This is a genomic window from Bacillus sp. SRI_025, assembly GCF_057592095.1.
Genome location: NZ_JBYEGB010000002.1, coordinates 201,974 through 218,417, shown reverse-complemented (window position 1 = coordinate 218,417; position 16,444 = coordinate 201,974). Strand labels below are relative to the sequence as shown.

General features: G+C 43.2%; 14 protein-coding genes. 1 reads left to right on the top strand and 13 read right to left on the bottom strand.

Going from position 1 to position 16,444, the window contains the following annotated elements; all coding sequences use genetic code 11:
* Positions 1-128: 128 nt before the first annotated feature.
* The 12 genes from AC20OE_RS05920 to zapA all read right to left on the bottom strand — a co-directional run bounded on the left by AC20OE_RS05920 (position 129) and on the right by zapA (position 12,927).
* Positions 129-1,607 carry an alpha-N-arabinofuranosidase gene (locus AC20OE_RS05920; RefSeq protein ID WP_099663518.1) on the bottom strand — a complete coding sequence of 493 codons (1,479 nt, stop codon included), beginning with the start codon at positions 1,605-1,607 and terminating at the stop codon, positions 129-131.
* Positions 1,608-1,682: 75 nt separating this feature from the next.
* Positions 1,683-2,660 (bottom strand): electron transfer flavoprotein subunit alpha/FixB family protein, encoded by a 978-nt coding sequence (locus AC20OE_RS05915; protein WP_059374748.1) that lies wholly within the window; start codon positions 2,658-2,660, stop codon positions 1,683-1,685.
* A gap of 43 nt (positions 2,661-2,703) precedes the next feature.
* Positions 2,704-3,477: an electron transfer flavoprotein subunit beta/FixA family protein gene (locus AC20OE_RS05910; RefSeq protein ID WP_059374750.1), complete on the bottom strand. Its 774-nt coding sequence runs from the start codon at positions 3,475-3,477 to the stop codon at positions 2,704-2,706.
* A 31-nt stretch (positions 3,478-3,508) separates the two neighbouring features.
* The gene (locus tag AC20OE_RS05905) at positions 3,509-4,288 is read right to left on the bottom strand and encodes an enoyl-CoA hydratase (protein WP_024423220.1); all 780 of its coding nucleotides are present in this window, start codon (positions 4,286-4,288) and stop codon (positions 3,509-3,511) included.
* Positions 4,289-4,314: 26 nt separating this feature from the next.
* A complete protein-coding gene (gene fadR / locus AC20OE_RS05900; protein ID WP_039180499.1) occupies positions 4,315-4,899 on the bottom strand; it encodes a fatty acid metabolism transcriptional regulator FadR in 585 nt (194 codons plus the stop codon).
* 168 nt (positions 4,900-5,067) lie between these two features.
* Positions 5,068-6,786 carry an AMP-binding protein gene (locus AC20OE_RS05895; RefSeq protein ID WP_059374752.1) on the bottom strand — a complete coding sequence of 573 codons (1,719 nt, stop codon included), beginning with the start codon at positions 6,784-6,786 and terminating at the stop codon, positions 5,068-5,070.
* 99 nt (positions 6,787-6,885) lie between these two features.
* On the bottom strand, positions 6,886-7,341 hold the full coding sequence (locus AC20OE_RS05890) for an immunity 63 family protein (protein WP_058838302.1): 456 nt from the start codon (positions 7,339-7,341) through the stop codon (positions 6,886-6,888).
* A gap of 162 nt (positions 7,342-7,503) precedes the next feature.
* Positions 7,504-7,908 carry a DUF350 domain-containing protein gene (locus AC20OE_RS05885; protein WP_008345990.1) on the bottom strand — a complete coding sequence of 135 codons (405 nt, stop codon included), beginning with the start codon at positions 7,906-7,908 and terminating at the stop codon, positions 7,504-7,506.
* A 14-nt stretch (positions 7,909-7,922) separates the two neighbouring features.
* Entirely contained in the window at positions 7,923-10,280 is a 2,358-nt protein-coding gene (locus AC20OE_RS05880; protein WP_099663575.1) for an endonuclease MutS2, read from the bottom strand.
* A gap of 21 nt (positions 10,281-10,301) precedes the next feature.
* A complete protein-coding gene (gene polX / locus AC20OE_RS05875; protein ID WP_058838301.1) occupies positions 10,302-12,014 on the bottom strand; it encodes a DNA polymerase/3'-5' exonuclease PolX in 1,713 nt (570 codons plus the stop codon).
* A 114-nt stretch (positions 12,015-12,128) separates the two neighbouring features.
* Positions 12,129-12,662, bottom strand: a complete 534-nt coding sequence (locus tag AC20OE_RS05870; RefSeq protein ID WP_024423226.1) for a CvpA family protein — start codon at positions 12,660-12,662, stop codon at positions 12,129-12,131.
* A gap of 7 nt (positions 12,663-12,669) precedes the next feature.
* The gene (gene zapA / locus AC20OE_RS05865) at positions 12,670-12,927 is read right to left on the bottom strand and encodes a cell division protein ZapA (protein WP_012010831.1); all 258 of its coding nucleotides are present in this window, start codon (positions 12,925-12,927) and stop codon (positions 12,670-12,672) included.
* 134 nt (positions 12,928-13,061) lie between these two features.
* Here zapA and rnhC point away from each other — a divergent pair, with 134 nt between their 5' ends.
* Positions 13,062-13,985 carry a ribonuclease HIII gene (gene rnhC / locus AC20OE_RS05860; protein WP_487268672.1) on the top strand — a complete coding sequence of 308 codons (924 nt, stop codon included), beginning with the start codon at positions 13,062-13,064 and terminating at the stop codon, positions 13,983-13,985.
* A gap of 37 nt (positions 13,986-14,022) precedes the next feature.
* On the opposite strand, the gene pheT is transcribed toward rnhC, so the two are convergent.
* Positions 14,023-16,437, bottom strand: coding sequence for a phenylalanine--tRNA ligase subunit beta (pheT, locus tag AC20OE_RS05855; RefSeq protein WP_487268671.1), 2,415 nt, complete (start codon positions 16,435-16,437; stop codon positions 14,023-14,025).
* Positions 16,438-16,444 lie beyond the last annotated feature (7 nt).

Here is a 16,444-nt window from a genome sequence, read left to right as displayed (position 1 = left end):
GCACCAATAACAACAATCGCACCGATGATCATTAGAATGGTTCTAAGCATATGACATGACACCCTTTCCGCTTCATTTACAATGTATGATGCCCCAACATTCTTCTCATCAAACATTGAAATATGCAATCAAGCGAGGTCGACAGTTATCATGACTACTGACATTGGCGGCAGCTCTACCGTTAATTCCCCGGGATTTACAGTCATTTGCTGAAAGTCTTTCGGCTGAACAGAATGAGGATCATCAAATGTATTATGCGCATTCATGCGATCAGCCGTCAGCACACGTCCAGTGACTTTCGTTTGTGCATCAACCCCTTCAATGGCAAGGGATACCTCTTTTTGTTCATGCGGATTCAGGTGACAGTAGCTAATATGCATCTTCCCTGATGAACGCGAGGCTGACACACTAACCTGAGGAATTTTTTCACCTCTTCGTTCATACGGCGGTGAAACGAACTCCACTTCAAGCGCTTCTTCCTCTTGATGCACTTGAAACATGTGAAACACATGATACGTAGGCGTCAGAAGCATCTTTTCGTCCTTTGTTAATACCATCGCTTGCAGCACATTAACCGTCTGAGCGATATTTGCCATATGAATCCGCTCGCAATGGCGATGAAAAATATGAAAATGGAGGGCGGACACAAGGGCATCTCTTAGTGTGTTTTGCTGATATAAAAACCCAGGATTTGTCCCTGGCTCTGGGTCATACCATGTCCCCCATTCATCAATAATCATCCCAATTCGCTTGTCTGGGTCATAACGATCCATGATTTCTCCATGGTCCTCGACAAGCCGTTCCATCTCATAGGCTTTTTTCAGTGTGATAAACCATTCATCCTCGTCGAATTCAGTCGCTGACCCTTTTTTCTCCCATGTACCAGGTACAGTGTAATAATGTAAACTGAGCCCATCCATCCACGGTGCAGCCCGCTCCATCAATACTTTCGTCCAATTCACGTCATTAGAGTTCGCGCCGCAGGCGATTTTATAAATACGCTGCCCGGCAAATTCTCTTACGTACGTTTGATAGCGTTTATATAAATCTGCATAGTATTCAGGCGTCATATTCCCGCCGCAGCCCCAGCTTTCATTGCCTACACCAACATAGGTCAGCTGCCAAGGTTCTTGTTTTCCATTTTGAATGCGCCAGTCGGACATAGGTGTCCCTTTTGGAAATGTCATGTATTCGACCCAATCGGCTAATTCTTGAACAGACCCGCTTCCCACATTGCCGCAAATGTATGGCTCACATTCAAGCAGCTCACACAATGCCATAAATTCATGTGTACCAAATGCATTGGATTCAACCGTCCCACCCCAATGGGTATTTACCATTGGCTTTCGTTCACTGAGATCACCTACACCATTTGCCCAGTGATACTCGTCTGCGAAACAGCCCCCCGGCCACCTCAGCACCGGAATATGTAATGCTTGAAGCGCCTTCAGCACATCAGTACGAATCCCGTCAATATGGTCAATCTCTGAGTCTTTTCCTACCCAAATCCCGTCATAAATCCCTCTTCCTAAATGCTCCTGAAAGTGCCCATAAATGTGTTTAGAAATGCGTCCGATCACGTCATTGACTTTTACTGTCCCCTTCACTTGTCAACCGCTCCTTTTTTTCTTGATTACATACAAAAAAACCCAGAATACCTAGGCATTCTGAGTGTATGAGCGTTACGAGTGGATATTCATCTTTTTTAACTCTTCATTCAAAAGCGGTACCACTTCAAACAAGTCACCGACGATTCCGTAATCGGCGATTTTGAAGATTTCTGCTTCTGGGTCTTTGTTGATCGCCACAATGACTTTACTGTTAGACATTCCCGCTAAATGCTGAATCGCTCCTGATATCCCGCATGCAATATAAAGGTCAGGTGTGACGACTTTTCCCGTTTGACCAATTTGCAGGGCATAATCACAATAGTCAGCGTCACAAGCTCCGCGCGAGGCTCCGACTGCTGCCCCGAGCGTCTCAGCGAGTTCATTCAGCGGTTCAAAGCCTTCCTTGCTCTTAACCCCGCGTCCTCCAGCAACAATGATCTTTGCTTCCGATAAATCTACACCTTCTGACGTTTTTTTAATGACTTCCTTCACGATCGTCCGAAGGTTCTGAATATCGACAGAAACCGGTGTGACTTCTCCGCCTCGTGACGCATCCCGCTCAAATGGCGCCACGTTGTTTGGCCGGATGGTCGCTAGAAGCAGGCGGTCTGTGGAAATGACTTTTTCGAAGGCTTTTCCAGAGTAAATCGGTCTGGTGAAAACAAGATGTTCGCCGGTAACGCTTACATCGATCGCATCTGAAATCAAGCCAGTCTGGAGACGTGCGGCTATTTTCGGCGACAAGTCTTTTCCGATAGACGTATGGCCAAAAAGCACAGCATCTGGATCGACCTGATCTAATATGGCTTGAAGCGCCTGCGCAAAACCATCTGACGTATAATATGAAAGGTGCGGATGCTCCACAATCATGACATGATCTGCTCCATAGTAAAGCAGTTCATCGGCTAGGCCTTTGACGTCATCCCCTATTAACACGCCAATGACCTCACCACCATCTGCCACTTTGTGAGCGGCAGCAATGGCTTCAAATGTCACATTTCTTAATTTACCGTCACGACTTTCTCCAAGTACAACAACTTTTTTACTCATCTTCAAGCTCCCCCTTGTTCTCGTGATATCGTAAAGTGGATGTTTAGATGACTTTTGCTTCATTTCTGAGTAGATCTGTCAGTTCTTTGACTTGATCCTGAAGCTCGCCGCTCAGCACCTTGCCACCCTCTTTTTTCTCCGGTAAGAAACGTTCAATTGTTTTGATTTTATATGGTACATCGTCTTCGTCCAGATCTAAATCATCAAGTTCCAATTCTTCTAAAGGCTTTTTCTTTGCCTTCATAATGCCTGGTAATGATGGATAGCGAGGCTCATTGAGTCCTTGCTGAGCTGTGACGACTAGCGGGAGTTCGGTAGAAATGACTTCCACATCACCCTCTGCATCTCGTTCAATCGATGCAGAGCCGCCGTCAATTTGAATACTTGTTATCGTTGTCACATATGAAAAGCCGAGTAATTCAGCAAGACGCGGAGCTACCTGTCCAGAGCCGCCGTCAATTGCTACATTCCCTGCTAAGATCAAGGAAGCTTCTTTGTCTTTTAAATAGTGATAAAGAATGGTAGAAGCTGAATATTGGTCCCACTCTTCTAGATCATCTTCCATGTTTAATAAGACGGCCCTGTCACAGCCCATTGCAAGCGCTGTTCTCAGCTGTTTCTCCGCATCTTCACCGCCAACTGTCACAACGGTCACTTCTCCCCCGTGCTCATCACGAAGCTGAATGGCTTCTTCAATGGCATACTCGTCATAAGGATTAATAATGAACTCTGCTCCATCTTCTTGAATTGCACCAGACTGAATAGAAATTTTCTCTTCCGTGTCAAACGTACGCTTCATCAAAACAAATATATTCATTTATTTCTCCCCCTTGTGTCGTACTTATCCCTTATTCCCCTTTAAAGTTCGGTTTGCGCTTTTCGATAAAGGCCTGGATGCCTTCTTTGGCGTCATTTGATTGGAAAACCTCACCAAACTTTTTGGCTTCCAGCTTCATTCCGCCGTCATATGAATACAGTTTTGTTGCGTTCAATAAATCAAGCACATATTCAAGTGATTTTGGGCTTTTCGCTGCAAATTTCCCCGCAAGTGTTTTGGCCGCTGTGAGCGCTTCTTCCTCTGTTTCTGCCAGCTTTGTAACAAGTCCGCAGGCAAATGCTTCTTCACCTGTAATCGGTTCAGCTGTTCCCATCATTTCAAGCGCTTTAGCAGAACCAACGTAGCGCGGGAGGCGCTGCGTGCCGCCGAATCCTGGAATAATGCCGAGGTTTAGTTCTGGAAGTCCAAGCTTCGCATCTTTTGTTGCGATTCGGATATCACAAGACATGGCAAGCTCAAGGCCTCCGCCTAATGCTGCTCCGTGAATCGAGGCAATGACTGGTTTTGGACATTGTTCAATCCGTTCAAAAACTTGCTGTCCTCTATCTGCGAGGCTTGCATAATCAGACTCTTCCTGTAAAGTGGTAAATTCTTTAATATCAGCACCTGCTGAGAAGAATCTGCCTTCTCCGTGAATCACAATCGCTCTTACTTCTTCATTCTGTTCCAGCTCATCGAACATGTCATTAAGCTCAGTGAGCAGCTGAGAGGATAAGGCATTTGCAGGTGGGTTCTGAATCGTGATGAGCGCTGTCTGTCCTTCATGATGTAAGCTGAGTATCTTTTCCATGTCAATCATCCTTTTTCACATTGTTTTTAGGATTGATGTATTCCGCTTAACAGCAGATCATGTACATTTTCTGCGAGTGCAGGCAGATCATACTTTTGATCATTCATGACCCATGTTGTTGCGGTTTCATCAATCGTCCCAAATACCATTTGTCTCGCTAAGCGGACATCTAAATTTTGTCTGAATTCTCCTGTTTTCTTTCCTTCTGTTAAAATTGACTCGAGCATATTTAAATACCCTTTTAGCACTTCATTGATTTTTTGCCGCAGCTCAAGGTTTGACTGCCTGAGTTCAAGCTGTGTCACAAGAGCCAAATGATGATTTTGCGCCAGCATGCGAAAATGCTCCTCAATCAACAGTAGAAGCTTTTCTTTGGCAGACGGCTTCTTTTGAATATCTGTTTCCATCCGTTCGATGAATTGTCCCATTTTTTCTTTGAACAATGAGATGAGAATATCCTCTTTGTTTTTGAAATAAAGATAAATGGTTCCGTCTGCGACCCCTGCTTGTTTCGCAATCTTTGAAACTTGTGATTGATGATAGCCATTCTCTGCAATCACCACAACTGCTGCATCAATAATTTGCATGTACTTCGGTCTTTTCTGCTTCAATGTGCTTCGTCCCTTTCTAAATTGAATGAGCATTCATTCATAACTTTATGTTAAAAAGAAACGGGTGATTTGTCAAGAGATCTTCTTCTTTCTTTTCAACCTTTATCATACCAGAGCAGGCTGTTATCATTCAAATCATCCGGCCGCTCGACCGGATGATAAAGGTCGTTATTTCTTTAATTGATCAACAGCTGTTTCAGATGATGAAGCGTGCTTTCTTTTTTCTTCTTCAATTAAAACTCTGCGCAAAATTTTTCCGACAGCCGTTTTAGGCAGTGACTCTTTAAATTCATACACGCGCGGTACTTTAAATGAAGCAATTCTCGTTCTCACAAAGCGATCGAGTTCATCCTCTGTTAAATAAGCATCCTTTTTCGGCACAACAAATGCTTTTACTGTTTCTCCTCTATAAGGGTCTGGTATACCTGCGACAACAACTTCTTGTACAAGCTCATGCTCATAAAGGGCTTCTTCGACCTCTCTTGGGTAAATATTATAACCGCTCGCAATAATGACATCCTTTTTCCGGTCAACGATATAGAAAAAACCGTCTTCATCCATATACCCAATATCTCCGGTAAAAAGCCATCCATCCCTTAATACAGCTGCTGTCTCCTCTGGCTGATTCCAATATCCTTTCATAACCTGCGGTCCTTTGACGATAATTTCTCCGTGCTCATATGGCTCTTTGAGGCCACCCGTTTCCTCGCAATAAATACCTGCGTCTGTTCCAGGCCACGGACAGCCAATGCTGCCTGTTTTATTCGCTCCCCATAAAAAGTTAGAATGGGTCACTGGTGAGGTTTCGGAAAGACCATACCCCTCCACTAAACGTCCTCCTGTTAATTTCTCAAAGTTCTGTTTGACTTCAACAGGAAGAGCCGCCGAGCCGCTTAAACATGCAGTAATGGACGACAGGTCATACTTTTCAATATTGGGATGATGCAGCAAGGCGATATACATGGTTGGTGCACCTGGAAAGAGTGTCGGTTTCTGTTTTTCAATCGTTTTGAGGGTATCAACTGCGTCAAATCGAGGAAGGAGAATCATTGAATGTCCTTCTTTGACAGCAAGATTTAATACAGTCGTCATTCCGTATACATGAAAAAACGGAATAATGCCGAGGATTCGTTCTTTTCCTCTTGTCGTTTTATACATCCAAGAAGCGCACATTTCAGTATTCGCTAAAATATTTTCATGCGTCAGCATGACCCCTTTTGGTAAACCGGTCGTTCCACCTGTATATTGCAAAACAGCGACATCCTCTTTCGGTTCAAAGGCAAGCTGCGGGATTTGTTCTCCTGATGATTCTTTCATGATTTGTGAGAAGTGATGAATGGTATCACTTTTCTCGACTTGGATGACCATTTTATTTTTTCTTTTTTGGACGATAGGAAACAGAATGTTTTTTGGAAATGGTAAATAATCCTGTAGTTTGGTGATGATCAAGTGTTCCATACTTGTCAGCGCTTTCATTTTATAGGCCTTTGGATACAATAAATCCAATGTAATCAGCACTTTGGAGCCGCTGTCCTCCATTTGATATGCCAATTCTTTCTCCGTATAAAGCGGGTTCGTTTGAACAACGATGCCGCCTGCAATTAAAACAGCATAATAAGAAATGACCGATTGAGGACAGTTTGGCAGCATAATCGCTACTCTGTCGCCTTTTTTCACGCCAATTTCCATCAGGTGACCAGCTAGTTTCAATGCGTCTTCTTGGAGCTGCTCATAGGTGATGTTTTTTCCTAGAAAATGAATGGCTGTATGCTCAGGTGCAGCCTCTGCGGAGCTGAATAAGTAAGATTGTAACGTCTCATTTGGGATGGTGAGTTCGTGGGGAATTTGATTCGGGTAATGCAGAAGCCAACGTTTATCTGACTGCATAAAAACCCTCCTTCCTGAACTTTCGTACTATTTTATTATAGCAAACTTTTCCTTAAGGCAGTTTGCTTTTTTCAAATAGAGCTTGGTTCCATGACCTCTTTATTTCTTCGCTGGTGTTTCGATCGATGCTCTTTTTCCTTCATGATGCCACTGTTCATATAATCCACCGATTGCACGGAATGACTCATTTACTCTCTCCACGATCTGTTGATGGATACTCGGATCATTAGGTAAATGTGTCTGGATGTTGTCGACTTGATACTGCCTCATCATGTCGATGTAGACTGTGAGAAAAATCGTGTCTTCTAAAATCCAGTAAATGACTTCATCCGCCTCTTTTGTTCTTTTGTGCAGCATTTGGATTCCTCGTTCATATTGAATGAGAATATAGCCGCTCGGATCAATTTGAACATAAGGGCTCAAATCATCAAAAAATCCAGTCGTTTGAAATGGACGTGCAATATACGGTTCATATATGTCTCTTGGCAGGGATGTTCTTTGGAGACATGTATCAATACGCTTTATGATTTCGTCTTTTTGCAGAATTTGCTTCATATGATTCGCCGCCTTCGGGTGAGATAAAAGCTGCCAAGGGACCCCTGACAGCTTTCTCACTTTGTCTTTTTCATTTCACAGGAACATGTAAACGGCACCAATGACCGCAAAAGTGCAGGCAACTACGATTAAAACTTTTGCTAGCTTTTCCATGTCGTCTCCTTAAATGCCGGCTGCTACTACGTAAGACAGCCCAACTGAAATAATGAGTGAAATAAACCCGACCGCTCTATTATCATTCTCAATCTCTTTGTCTACTTTAAATCGTGGTGTTAAAAATTCAAAAATGAAATAGCTGACAAGCAGCATCACAAAGCCGTATACGCCCCATCCAATCATTTGCAGAAGGGAATTGTGCTGTGCAATAGAATGCTGAAACACATTCGCAATCCCAAAGATCTTTCCGCCTGTTGCCATGGCAACAGCTAAGTTCCCACGCTGAATCTCTTCCCAGTTTTTATAGGAGGTGACGAGTTCAAAAATGGTTAGAAATAAGACAAGACATAGAACGGCCACGCTGTAATAGGCGGCAATTTCCACAAGTTCATTTTCCCAAAAGGCTTTCATGCGTTTTCTCCTTTTTACTTTAATTCGACGATGGTAACGCCTGATCCTCCCTCGCCTTGTTCCCCAAAACGAGCATTTTTCACACTTCGGTGCTGTTTCAGTAATTCCTGAACCCCTTTTCTAAGGGCGCCAGTTCCTTTTCCGTGAATGATCGACACACGGGGATAACCGGCTAAGACAGCATCATCTAAATATTTCTCGACTCTGCTTAAGGCATTTTCATAACGCTCTCCTCTTAAATCAAGCTCAAGCGATACATGATAATCTTTTCCTTTGACTGCCGTAATGGCTTTCTCCTGCTTAAATTCAGGTGCCGATTTGATAAATTCCATGTCTTTTTCTTTTACTTTCATTTTCAGAATGCCCATTTGGACACTCCATTCTTTGTCACCTGTTTGTTCAAGCAGTGTTCCTTTTTGCCCGAAGGTGAGCACCTTCACTTCGTCGCCTGATTTTAGCTGTCTTGCTGCTTTTTTCGCCGGCTCTGGCTTTTTCTTCCGGTCAAACTCAGGCACTGCTTCTTCAAGACGCTTTCTCGCATCGATGAGTTCATGCTCTTTGAATGAGCGATGCTCATTTTTTATCGAACGAAGCTCTTGAATGATGTCTTCTGCTTCTTTTGAGGCTTGTTCAATTTTTTCTGCCGCTTTTTGTTCAGCTTCTTCAAGCAGTTTGTCCTTTTGCTCATTCCATTCAAGAATTTGTCTCTGCAATTCTTTATGAAGCTTTTCTGCTTCTTTTCTATAGACTTCTGTCTCATGCAGCTCTTCTTCCGCTTGTTTCTTGCTGTCTTCTAATGAAGCAATCATTTGGTCTACTTCATTATGCTCGGCATGCATATCCGCTTTTGCCCGGTCAATGAGGTGATCTGGCAAACCAAGACGTTTAGAAATTTCAAATGCATTACTTCGTCCGGGCACACCGATGAGCAAGCGGTACGTTGGTGATAAGGTTTCAATGTCGAACTCCACGCTCGCATTTGTGACACCTTCTCGGTTATATCCGTAAGCCTTCAGCTCAGGATAGTGAGTCGTTGCGATGACACGTGCATTTGTTTGATGCACCTCATCTAAGATACTCATGGCCAGCGCGGCACCTTCAGCAGGGTCTGTTCCTGCCCCTAATTCATCAAATAATACGAGTGAGTTAGATGTCAAATTCTTTAAGATATCCACAATATTGACCATATGAGATGAGAACGTACTCAAGCTTTGCTCAATGGACTGTTCATCTCCAATATCAGCAAAGACTTGGTCGAATACAGCTACTTCCGAGCCTTCTTCAACTGGAATATGAAGGCCTGCTTGCGTCATAAGCGTCAAAAGACCAAGCGTTTTTAAAGTAACGGTCTTACCCCCTGTATTTGGGCCAGTAATGACGATGGTTGAAAAATCTTTGCCGAGCTCAATGTCGTTTGCCACAACCTGATCACGAGGCAATAGAGGATGTCTTGCCCGTTTTAAATAAATCTCCCCTTGATCGTTCACAGCAGGCTTTGTGGCTTTTTCTGCCTTTGCATACTTGGCTTTAGCAAAAATAAAATCTAGCGTTTGAAGCTCCTTTACATTGTGAAGTAGTTCTTCAATGTGTTCTGACACGCTCGCTGTCAACATTTGCAGGATCTTTTCGACCTCTTGTTTTTCTTTTAAACGGGTTTGCTGCAAAGTGTTATTTAAATCCACGACCACTTGCGGCTCGATAAAAAGGGTTGCCCCAGATGATGACTGATCGTGAACAATTCCGCCGTAATTCGAGCGGTACTCCTGCTTTACCGGAATCACAAACCGGTCATTACGAATAGTAACAATCGTGTCTGACAGCATTTTTGAAGCAGATTGTGAACGAATCATGGATTCTAATTTATCTCGAACTTTTGATTCAAGTGAGCGTAATTGAATCCGCAATGAACGAAGTGCCGAAGTGGCATGATCGAGAACTTCTCCATTATCTCCGATACAGCTTTCGATTTCTTTTCTGACTTCTGGCAGTAAAATCAGTGTCTCTGCATATGTATGAAGGCGCGGTATGTCTACACCATCTTCATACATAGACATGAGAAAATGTTTCATATTCTTCACAGCATATAATAGTCCTGCAATTTCCATGAGCTCAGATGGGCTTAATGTACTTCCGATTTCTGCCCGTTTGACCCCGCGTCTAATATCCGTTAGCCCGCCAAATGGCGCAGATCCCTTTAAACGGATGACATCCTGTGCTTCTGCTACCTCTTCCAGCAAATGCTGAATGGTTTCTATATCCGTCAGCGGCGTTAAATCCTGCGCTCTTTCTTTTCCTAATGAGGATGCGGTATAGGACATGACTTTTTCTTTTACTTTATGAAATTCTAATGATGCTAACACTTTTTGTTGCAGCATGGTCCAGCCTCCTAACGACTACCTGTCACGCGTTAAAAACTTTTTGATCTCGTTTAGAGAAAAAGTATTCACGACATTTGCTTTTGGTGTCCAGCCTTTTCTTGCAGCTGTTACACCAACTTCCATATGATCCAGCATGGCGATATTGTGTGCATCTGTATTGATCATGATGTTCACACCTGCTTCGTTTGCTTTCATTAAATGCTCTGTTTTCAAATCAAGTCTTGACGGGTTGCTGTTGAGCTCTAGTGCAGTTCCCGTTTTCTTCGCAAGCTCTATGAGCTGATCTATATTTAAGGCATAGCCGTCTCGTCTGCCGATCAAACGGCCTGTTGGATGTGCAATTAAATCTACATGCTGATTCCGCAGGGCATTTTCAAGGCGCTCCATGATGACTTCCTCCGGCTGAGAAAAGCTAGAATGGATAGACGCAATCACAAAATCCATGTCTGCTAAAAAGTCATCATCATAATCTAATGATCCATCCGGGAGAATATCCATTTCGACCCCTTTGAAAATGTGAAAATGCTCGAATTCTTGATTGAGCTTGTCAATTTCTTTTGCTTGCAGACGTAAACGTTCTTTTGTTAAACCGTTTGCTACTTTTAAATATTGCGAGTGATCTGTAATCGCCATGTATTCATAGCCTTTTGCGATACATGCCTCTGCCATTTCACGAATAGAAAATGCGCCATCACTCCAAGTCGAGTGCATATGAAGGTCGCCTTTAATATCTTTTAGCTCGACAAATTGCATACTTTCTTTATACGTATCAATCTCCGCTCCGGTTTCACGAATTTCTGGCGGAATGAGCGGAAGTTGAAAATGCGCATAAAAAGCGGCCTCGTCTTCGAACGTTTTTACTTCTCCAGTTTCAATTGTTTCCACACCATATTCACTAATACGCTCTCCGCGTTCCTTCGCCAGCTGACGCATTCGAATATTGTGGTCTTTTGAGCCAGTGAAATGATGCAGCGTTGTTGCAAATTGGTCTGTTGTCACAAGCCGGAAATCTACACTGATCTCAAAATCAAGGGCAAGAATGACAGATACCTTCGTATCACCGCTTGCGATGACGTCTTTGACATCTTGAAGTGCAACGAGCTGCTCTCTGACTTGTTCAGGATTGTCAGTCGCGATGATATAATCTAAATCTTTGACTGTTTCCCGTGCACGTCTTAAACTGCCAGCTCTTGAAAAACGAAGAATCCCCTTCAACTGTTCAAGCGCATGATCAATCCGCTCTGCCACATCTAATGCAAAGCCAATTGGCAGTCGTTCTGGCTGTTTTCCAGCCTCCTCAAGAGCGGCGAGTATCTTTTCTTCGGTTTTTTTACCGAAGCCTGCAAGCGCTTGTACTTTTTCCGCTTCGCATGCTTCTTTTAATGATTGTGCATCATGGACACCAAGCTCTTGGTAAAGCTTAGCAATCTTCTTCCCGCCAAGTCCTTGCAATTTTAAGAGCGGGACAAGTCCTTCAGGCACTTCCTTTTTTAATTGTTCAAGTGTTTCTGATTGTCCTTTTTCGATATACTCTGTGATCACAGCAAAGGTTCCTTTTCCAATGCCGGGTAATGCTAATAGATCATCTATTTGCGAAAGGCTGCGGTCGTCTTGTTCCAGTGCCGCCGCTGCTTTACGAAAGGCAGAAATTTTAAAAGGATTATCTCCTTTTAGCTCCATATATACTGCAATTGTTTCAAGAAGTTTGATAATATCTTTTTTATTCATCTCTCATCCTCCAGCCGCTTTGGCATCTTCCTATATAAATATACAAACTTTCCCTTCATCCTACAACTTTCTGTCATGGAATGAGAAAAAACTTCTCCAGGAAAGGAGAAGTTTTTAAACTCCATACGTCGACCATAGGTCTTTGACAAGACCGGACAGGTAAGGGGTGTTGTTTACGATCACATCTGCTAACATTGATTTGCTCATCATTGTCTGCAGTGCATCTACTGGTAGTAATGCAGCGACAAACAATAGAATAAAAACAAATAGATAGGTTTCAAGAAATCCTAATACACCGCCAAGCAGTTTGTTCACCTGCTTAATCACAGGTATACTTGCAATGGTTGTGAGCAATCCGCCAATGATGGCGAGCAGGATTTTGGTCAAGATAAACAGAATGATAAACGCAATGGTATTATAATAAGCTGTTTCTAGATTTCCACTAAAGAAAGCGAGCTGCGGTTGACCGCCGCTAAAATTAGGTGCTGGAATCCACGTAAGCTGTGGTGCAAGTGACTGATAAAACATGGAAGCCACTAAGATAGAAACAACAAAGCTGATCAATTTAATAAATTGAAGAATAAACCCGCGTTTTAGACCGACAAGCGTTCCCATAAGAAGCAAAAACAAAATGATGATATCGATCACGGTAATTTCATTCCTTTTCTTTTAGCTGAATCTCTAATTTTTCGTATTGCTCTTTTAATTTCAAGTAGTCGTGGACGACATTGACTGCTGTCAGTACAGCTAATTTGTTTATATCAAGGTATGGATTTTTTTCATTTATTTCTCTCATTTTATCATCAACAATTGACGCAACATGTCGCATATGCATCTTCGTTTCTTGTCCGATGATCGTATAGGACTGTCCGTAAATCTCAACTGTTGTTTTCGTTTTACCGCCGTCAGACAACGTTTCTCCTCCATTCCACGAGAATCCTAGTCTCTATCATAACATGTTTAGACATTGAATGGAAAGACGAGCCCTTCCCTGTTATGGTACACTTTAGAAATCAATGATATCAAGGTAAAAAGGAGTTATCCACTGTGCCCCAATCCGTTTTAAAAACAACATCAGAAGACCTCAAAAAGATGAAGAGCGCGTATGCGCACCATTTAACAGACACTTTGCCGCCAGGTGCCCTCTTTCAAGCAAAAGTCCCTGGCTGTACGATTACAGCCTATCGATCTGGGAAAGTGCTCTTTCAAGGACAAAGGGCAGAAGCTGAAGCCAGTCAGTTCAGCCACTTGCAAGCAGCTGATACGAAAAGTCAAAAAGCACCTGCTGTTACAAAGTACAGTCCGCCGCCCGGCATCGCTTCCATGTCGGTCATCGGTTCAGATGAAGTAGGTACAGGAGATTATTTCGGACCGATCACAGTCTGTGCGGCCTATGTTGATGCCAGCCAGCTTGCTTTAATGAAAGAGCTTGGCGTAAAAGACTCAAAGGGATTAAAGGACCCGCAAATTATCGACATTGCCAAAGATCTCATCAAAACCATTCCGTTCAGCCTTCTCGTTCTCCGAAATGAAAAGTACAATACGATGCAGGAAAAGGGCATGAGTCAAGGGAAAATGAAGGCACTGCTTCATAATCAAGTCATTACCTCTGTGCTAGAAAAACTGGGCGGGCAGCAGCCTGAGGCTATTTTGATTGACCAATTTGCAGAACCAGGCATTTATTTCAGGCATCTGGCTGGGAAAAAAATCATTCGGGAGCGGACGTATTTTAGTACAAAAGCAGAAGGCATCCATTTGTCAGTCGCTGCGGCTTCCATTATCGCAAGGTACGCCTTTTTAATTGAAATGGACAAATTATCAAAGGCTGCAGGCTTTGACATCCCAAAAGGAGCCGGTCCTCATGTAGACAAGGCCGCCGCCAAGCTCATCAAGCTGCATGGTGAAGATGCTTTACGTCAATTTACAAAGCTGCATTTTGCCAACACACAAAAAGCGAAAAAAATGCTATAAAAAAAGCTAGGGCCAATGAGGCCTTAGCTTTTTTTCTTTATCCGCGTAAGACGGCTTGATACGTATCTTCTAGTGCTTTCAATACTTTTGTATGAACAGTCGTCACTTCTTCCTCGGTCAACGTTTGTTCAGGGTTTAAATATTGAAGAGAGAATGCAACAGATTTTTTGCCTTCTTCCATATGTTCCCCTTCGTACACATCAAATACAGAGAGGTCTGTGAGTAGGTGACCGCCTGCTTCATAGATGACTCGCTCCAGCTGTCCGCTTGAGATATGCTGATCGACAACAAGTGCGATATCTCTTGTCACAGCAGGGAATCTCGGAATCGCTGTATATTTCATATCCTTCGTTTCAGATGTCATCACATCTGTTAAATCAAACTCGAACACATACGTTTCTTTTAAATCCAATTCTTTTTCAACAACTGGATGCAGTGCGGCAACAAAGCCAATGACTTTACCATTTAAGTGAACATTTGCTGTTCGACCTGGGTGAAGACCCTCACGCTCTGCTTGAACATATGTGATTTGGTCTGACACACCAAGCTTTTCGAACAATCCTTCAGCAATTCCTTTCGCTACATAAAAATCGACGGCTTTTTTCTCACCCTGCCAAAGATTTTTATGCCATAAGCCTGTCAGCGCACCAGCGACATGTTCTTTTTCCACTGGTTTTGCTCCTTCAGCTTCTGCTAAGAAAACAGATCCCGTTTCATAAAATCCACATGAATCAGCTTGTCTTGCCAAGTTATATGCAACAGAATCAAGTAAGTTTGGCAAAAGGCTTTGTCTCAGCACACTGCGTTCCTCACTCATTGGCAGAGAAAGCCTCGTTTCATAAGCTGGATGAAGGGCAAAAGCTGTGGACTTATGCTGATTCGTCAATGAATACGTAATCGCTTGAGAAAGTCCTGCGCCCTCTAAGAAACGTCTTACCTTTCTGCGCTTCACTTGGTATGACGTGAGACCGCCAACCGTGCCAGCTGTCGCAGGCAGTGTAGATGGAATATTATCGTAGCCGTATAATCTTGCGACTTCTTCAATGAGGTCTTCTTCAATCGTAATATCCATTCTGCGGGAAGGAACTGTTACGACAAGAACATCATTTGATTCGCCCACCGTGAAGCCTAGTTTGTTGAAAATCTGAACCATATCTTCTTTTGAAATGCTCATTCCAAGCACCTTGTTCACACGCTCAGTTGATACGTGGATGACATTCATACTTGCTTCAAGGTGGTTTTCCTCAACTGTACCGCTTAGCACTTCACCGCCTGCATACATGCTGATCAATTGAGCTGCTCTTTCTGCTGCCGGCTTCGTACGCTGCGGATCGAGTCCTTTTTCAAATCGTGTGCTTGATTCACTGCGAAGTCCTAAGTCTCTAGATGCTTGACGGACTGTTTGACCGTTGAAATATGCCGCTTCTAAAAGAATCGTCGTCGTCTCATCACGCACCTCTGATTCAAAGCCGCCCATGACGCCTGCTACCGCGTGCGCTTTCGTTCCATTCGTAATGACAAGATGCTTTGATGACAATGTACGCTCTTGTTCATCGAGTGTTTGAATGATTTCGCTATCAGTTGCTTTACGAACGACCACCTGTTTTGAACCAAAGCGGTCATAATCAAAGGCATGAAGCGGCTGGCCGTATTCAAGCAGTACAAAATTTGTAATATCCACGACGTTGTTAATTGGACGAATGCCTGCATTCATCAATCTTGTTTGCATCCAAAGCGGTGCTGGTCCAACCTTTACATTTTTAATGATCTTTGCTGCATAAAGTGGATTCGCTTCTTGATCCTCAATTTTAACAGAAATATAGTCTGCTGCTTTTTCGGAAGAAGTGTCATGTGCTGTATCAGGAAGCTTGATGTCTCTTCCTAAAATGGCCGCAACCTCATAAGCGACACCTAGCATATTCAGGGCATCGGCACGGTTTGGTGTTAAGCCAAGCTCAAGTACTGCATCATCTAATTGAAGTGCTTGAAGGGCATCATCCCCTGGTTTCACGTCATTCGGGAAGACAAAGATGCCTTCTGCATATTCTTTTGGTACGAGCTTGCTTTCTACGCCTAATTCTTGCAGAGAACAAATCATGCCATGAGACTCTTCACCGCGCAGTTTTGCTTTTTTAATTTTAAAGTTGCCAGGAAGGACTGCACCAACTGTTGCGACGGCCACATGCTGTCCTTTCTCCACATTCGGAGCCCCGCAAATAATTTGCACCGGTGCGTCTTCGCCGATATCAACAAGACATTTGTTTAATTTATCTGCATTCGGATGCTGTTCACGTTCAATGACGTGTCCAACGACAACCCCTTTGATGCCTTCACCTTTATATTCAACGGCTTCCACTTCAATTCCGCTTCTTGTGATTTTTTCTGCTAATTCATCCGGCTTGATGCCTTCTAAATCGACATAGTCTTCTAACCATTTATATGAAACAAACATGTTGATT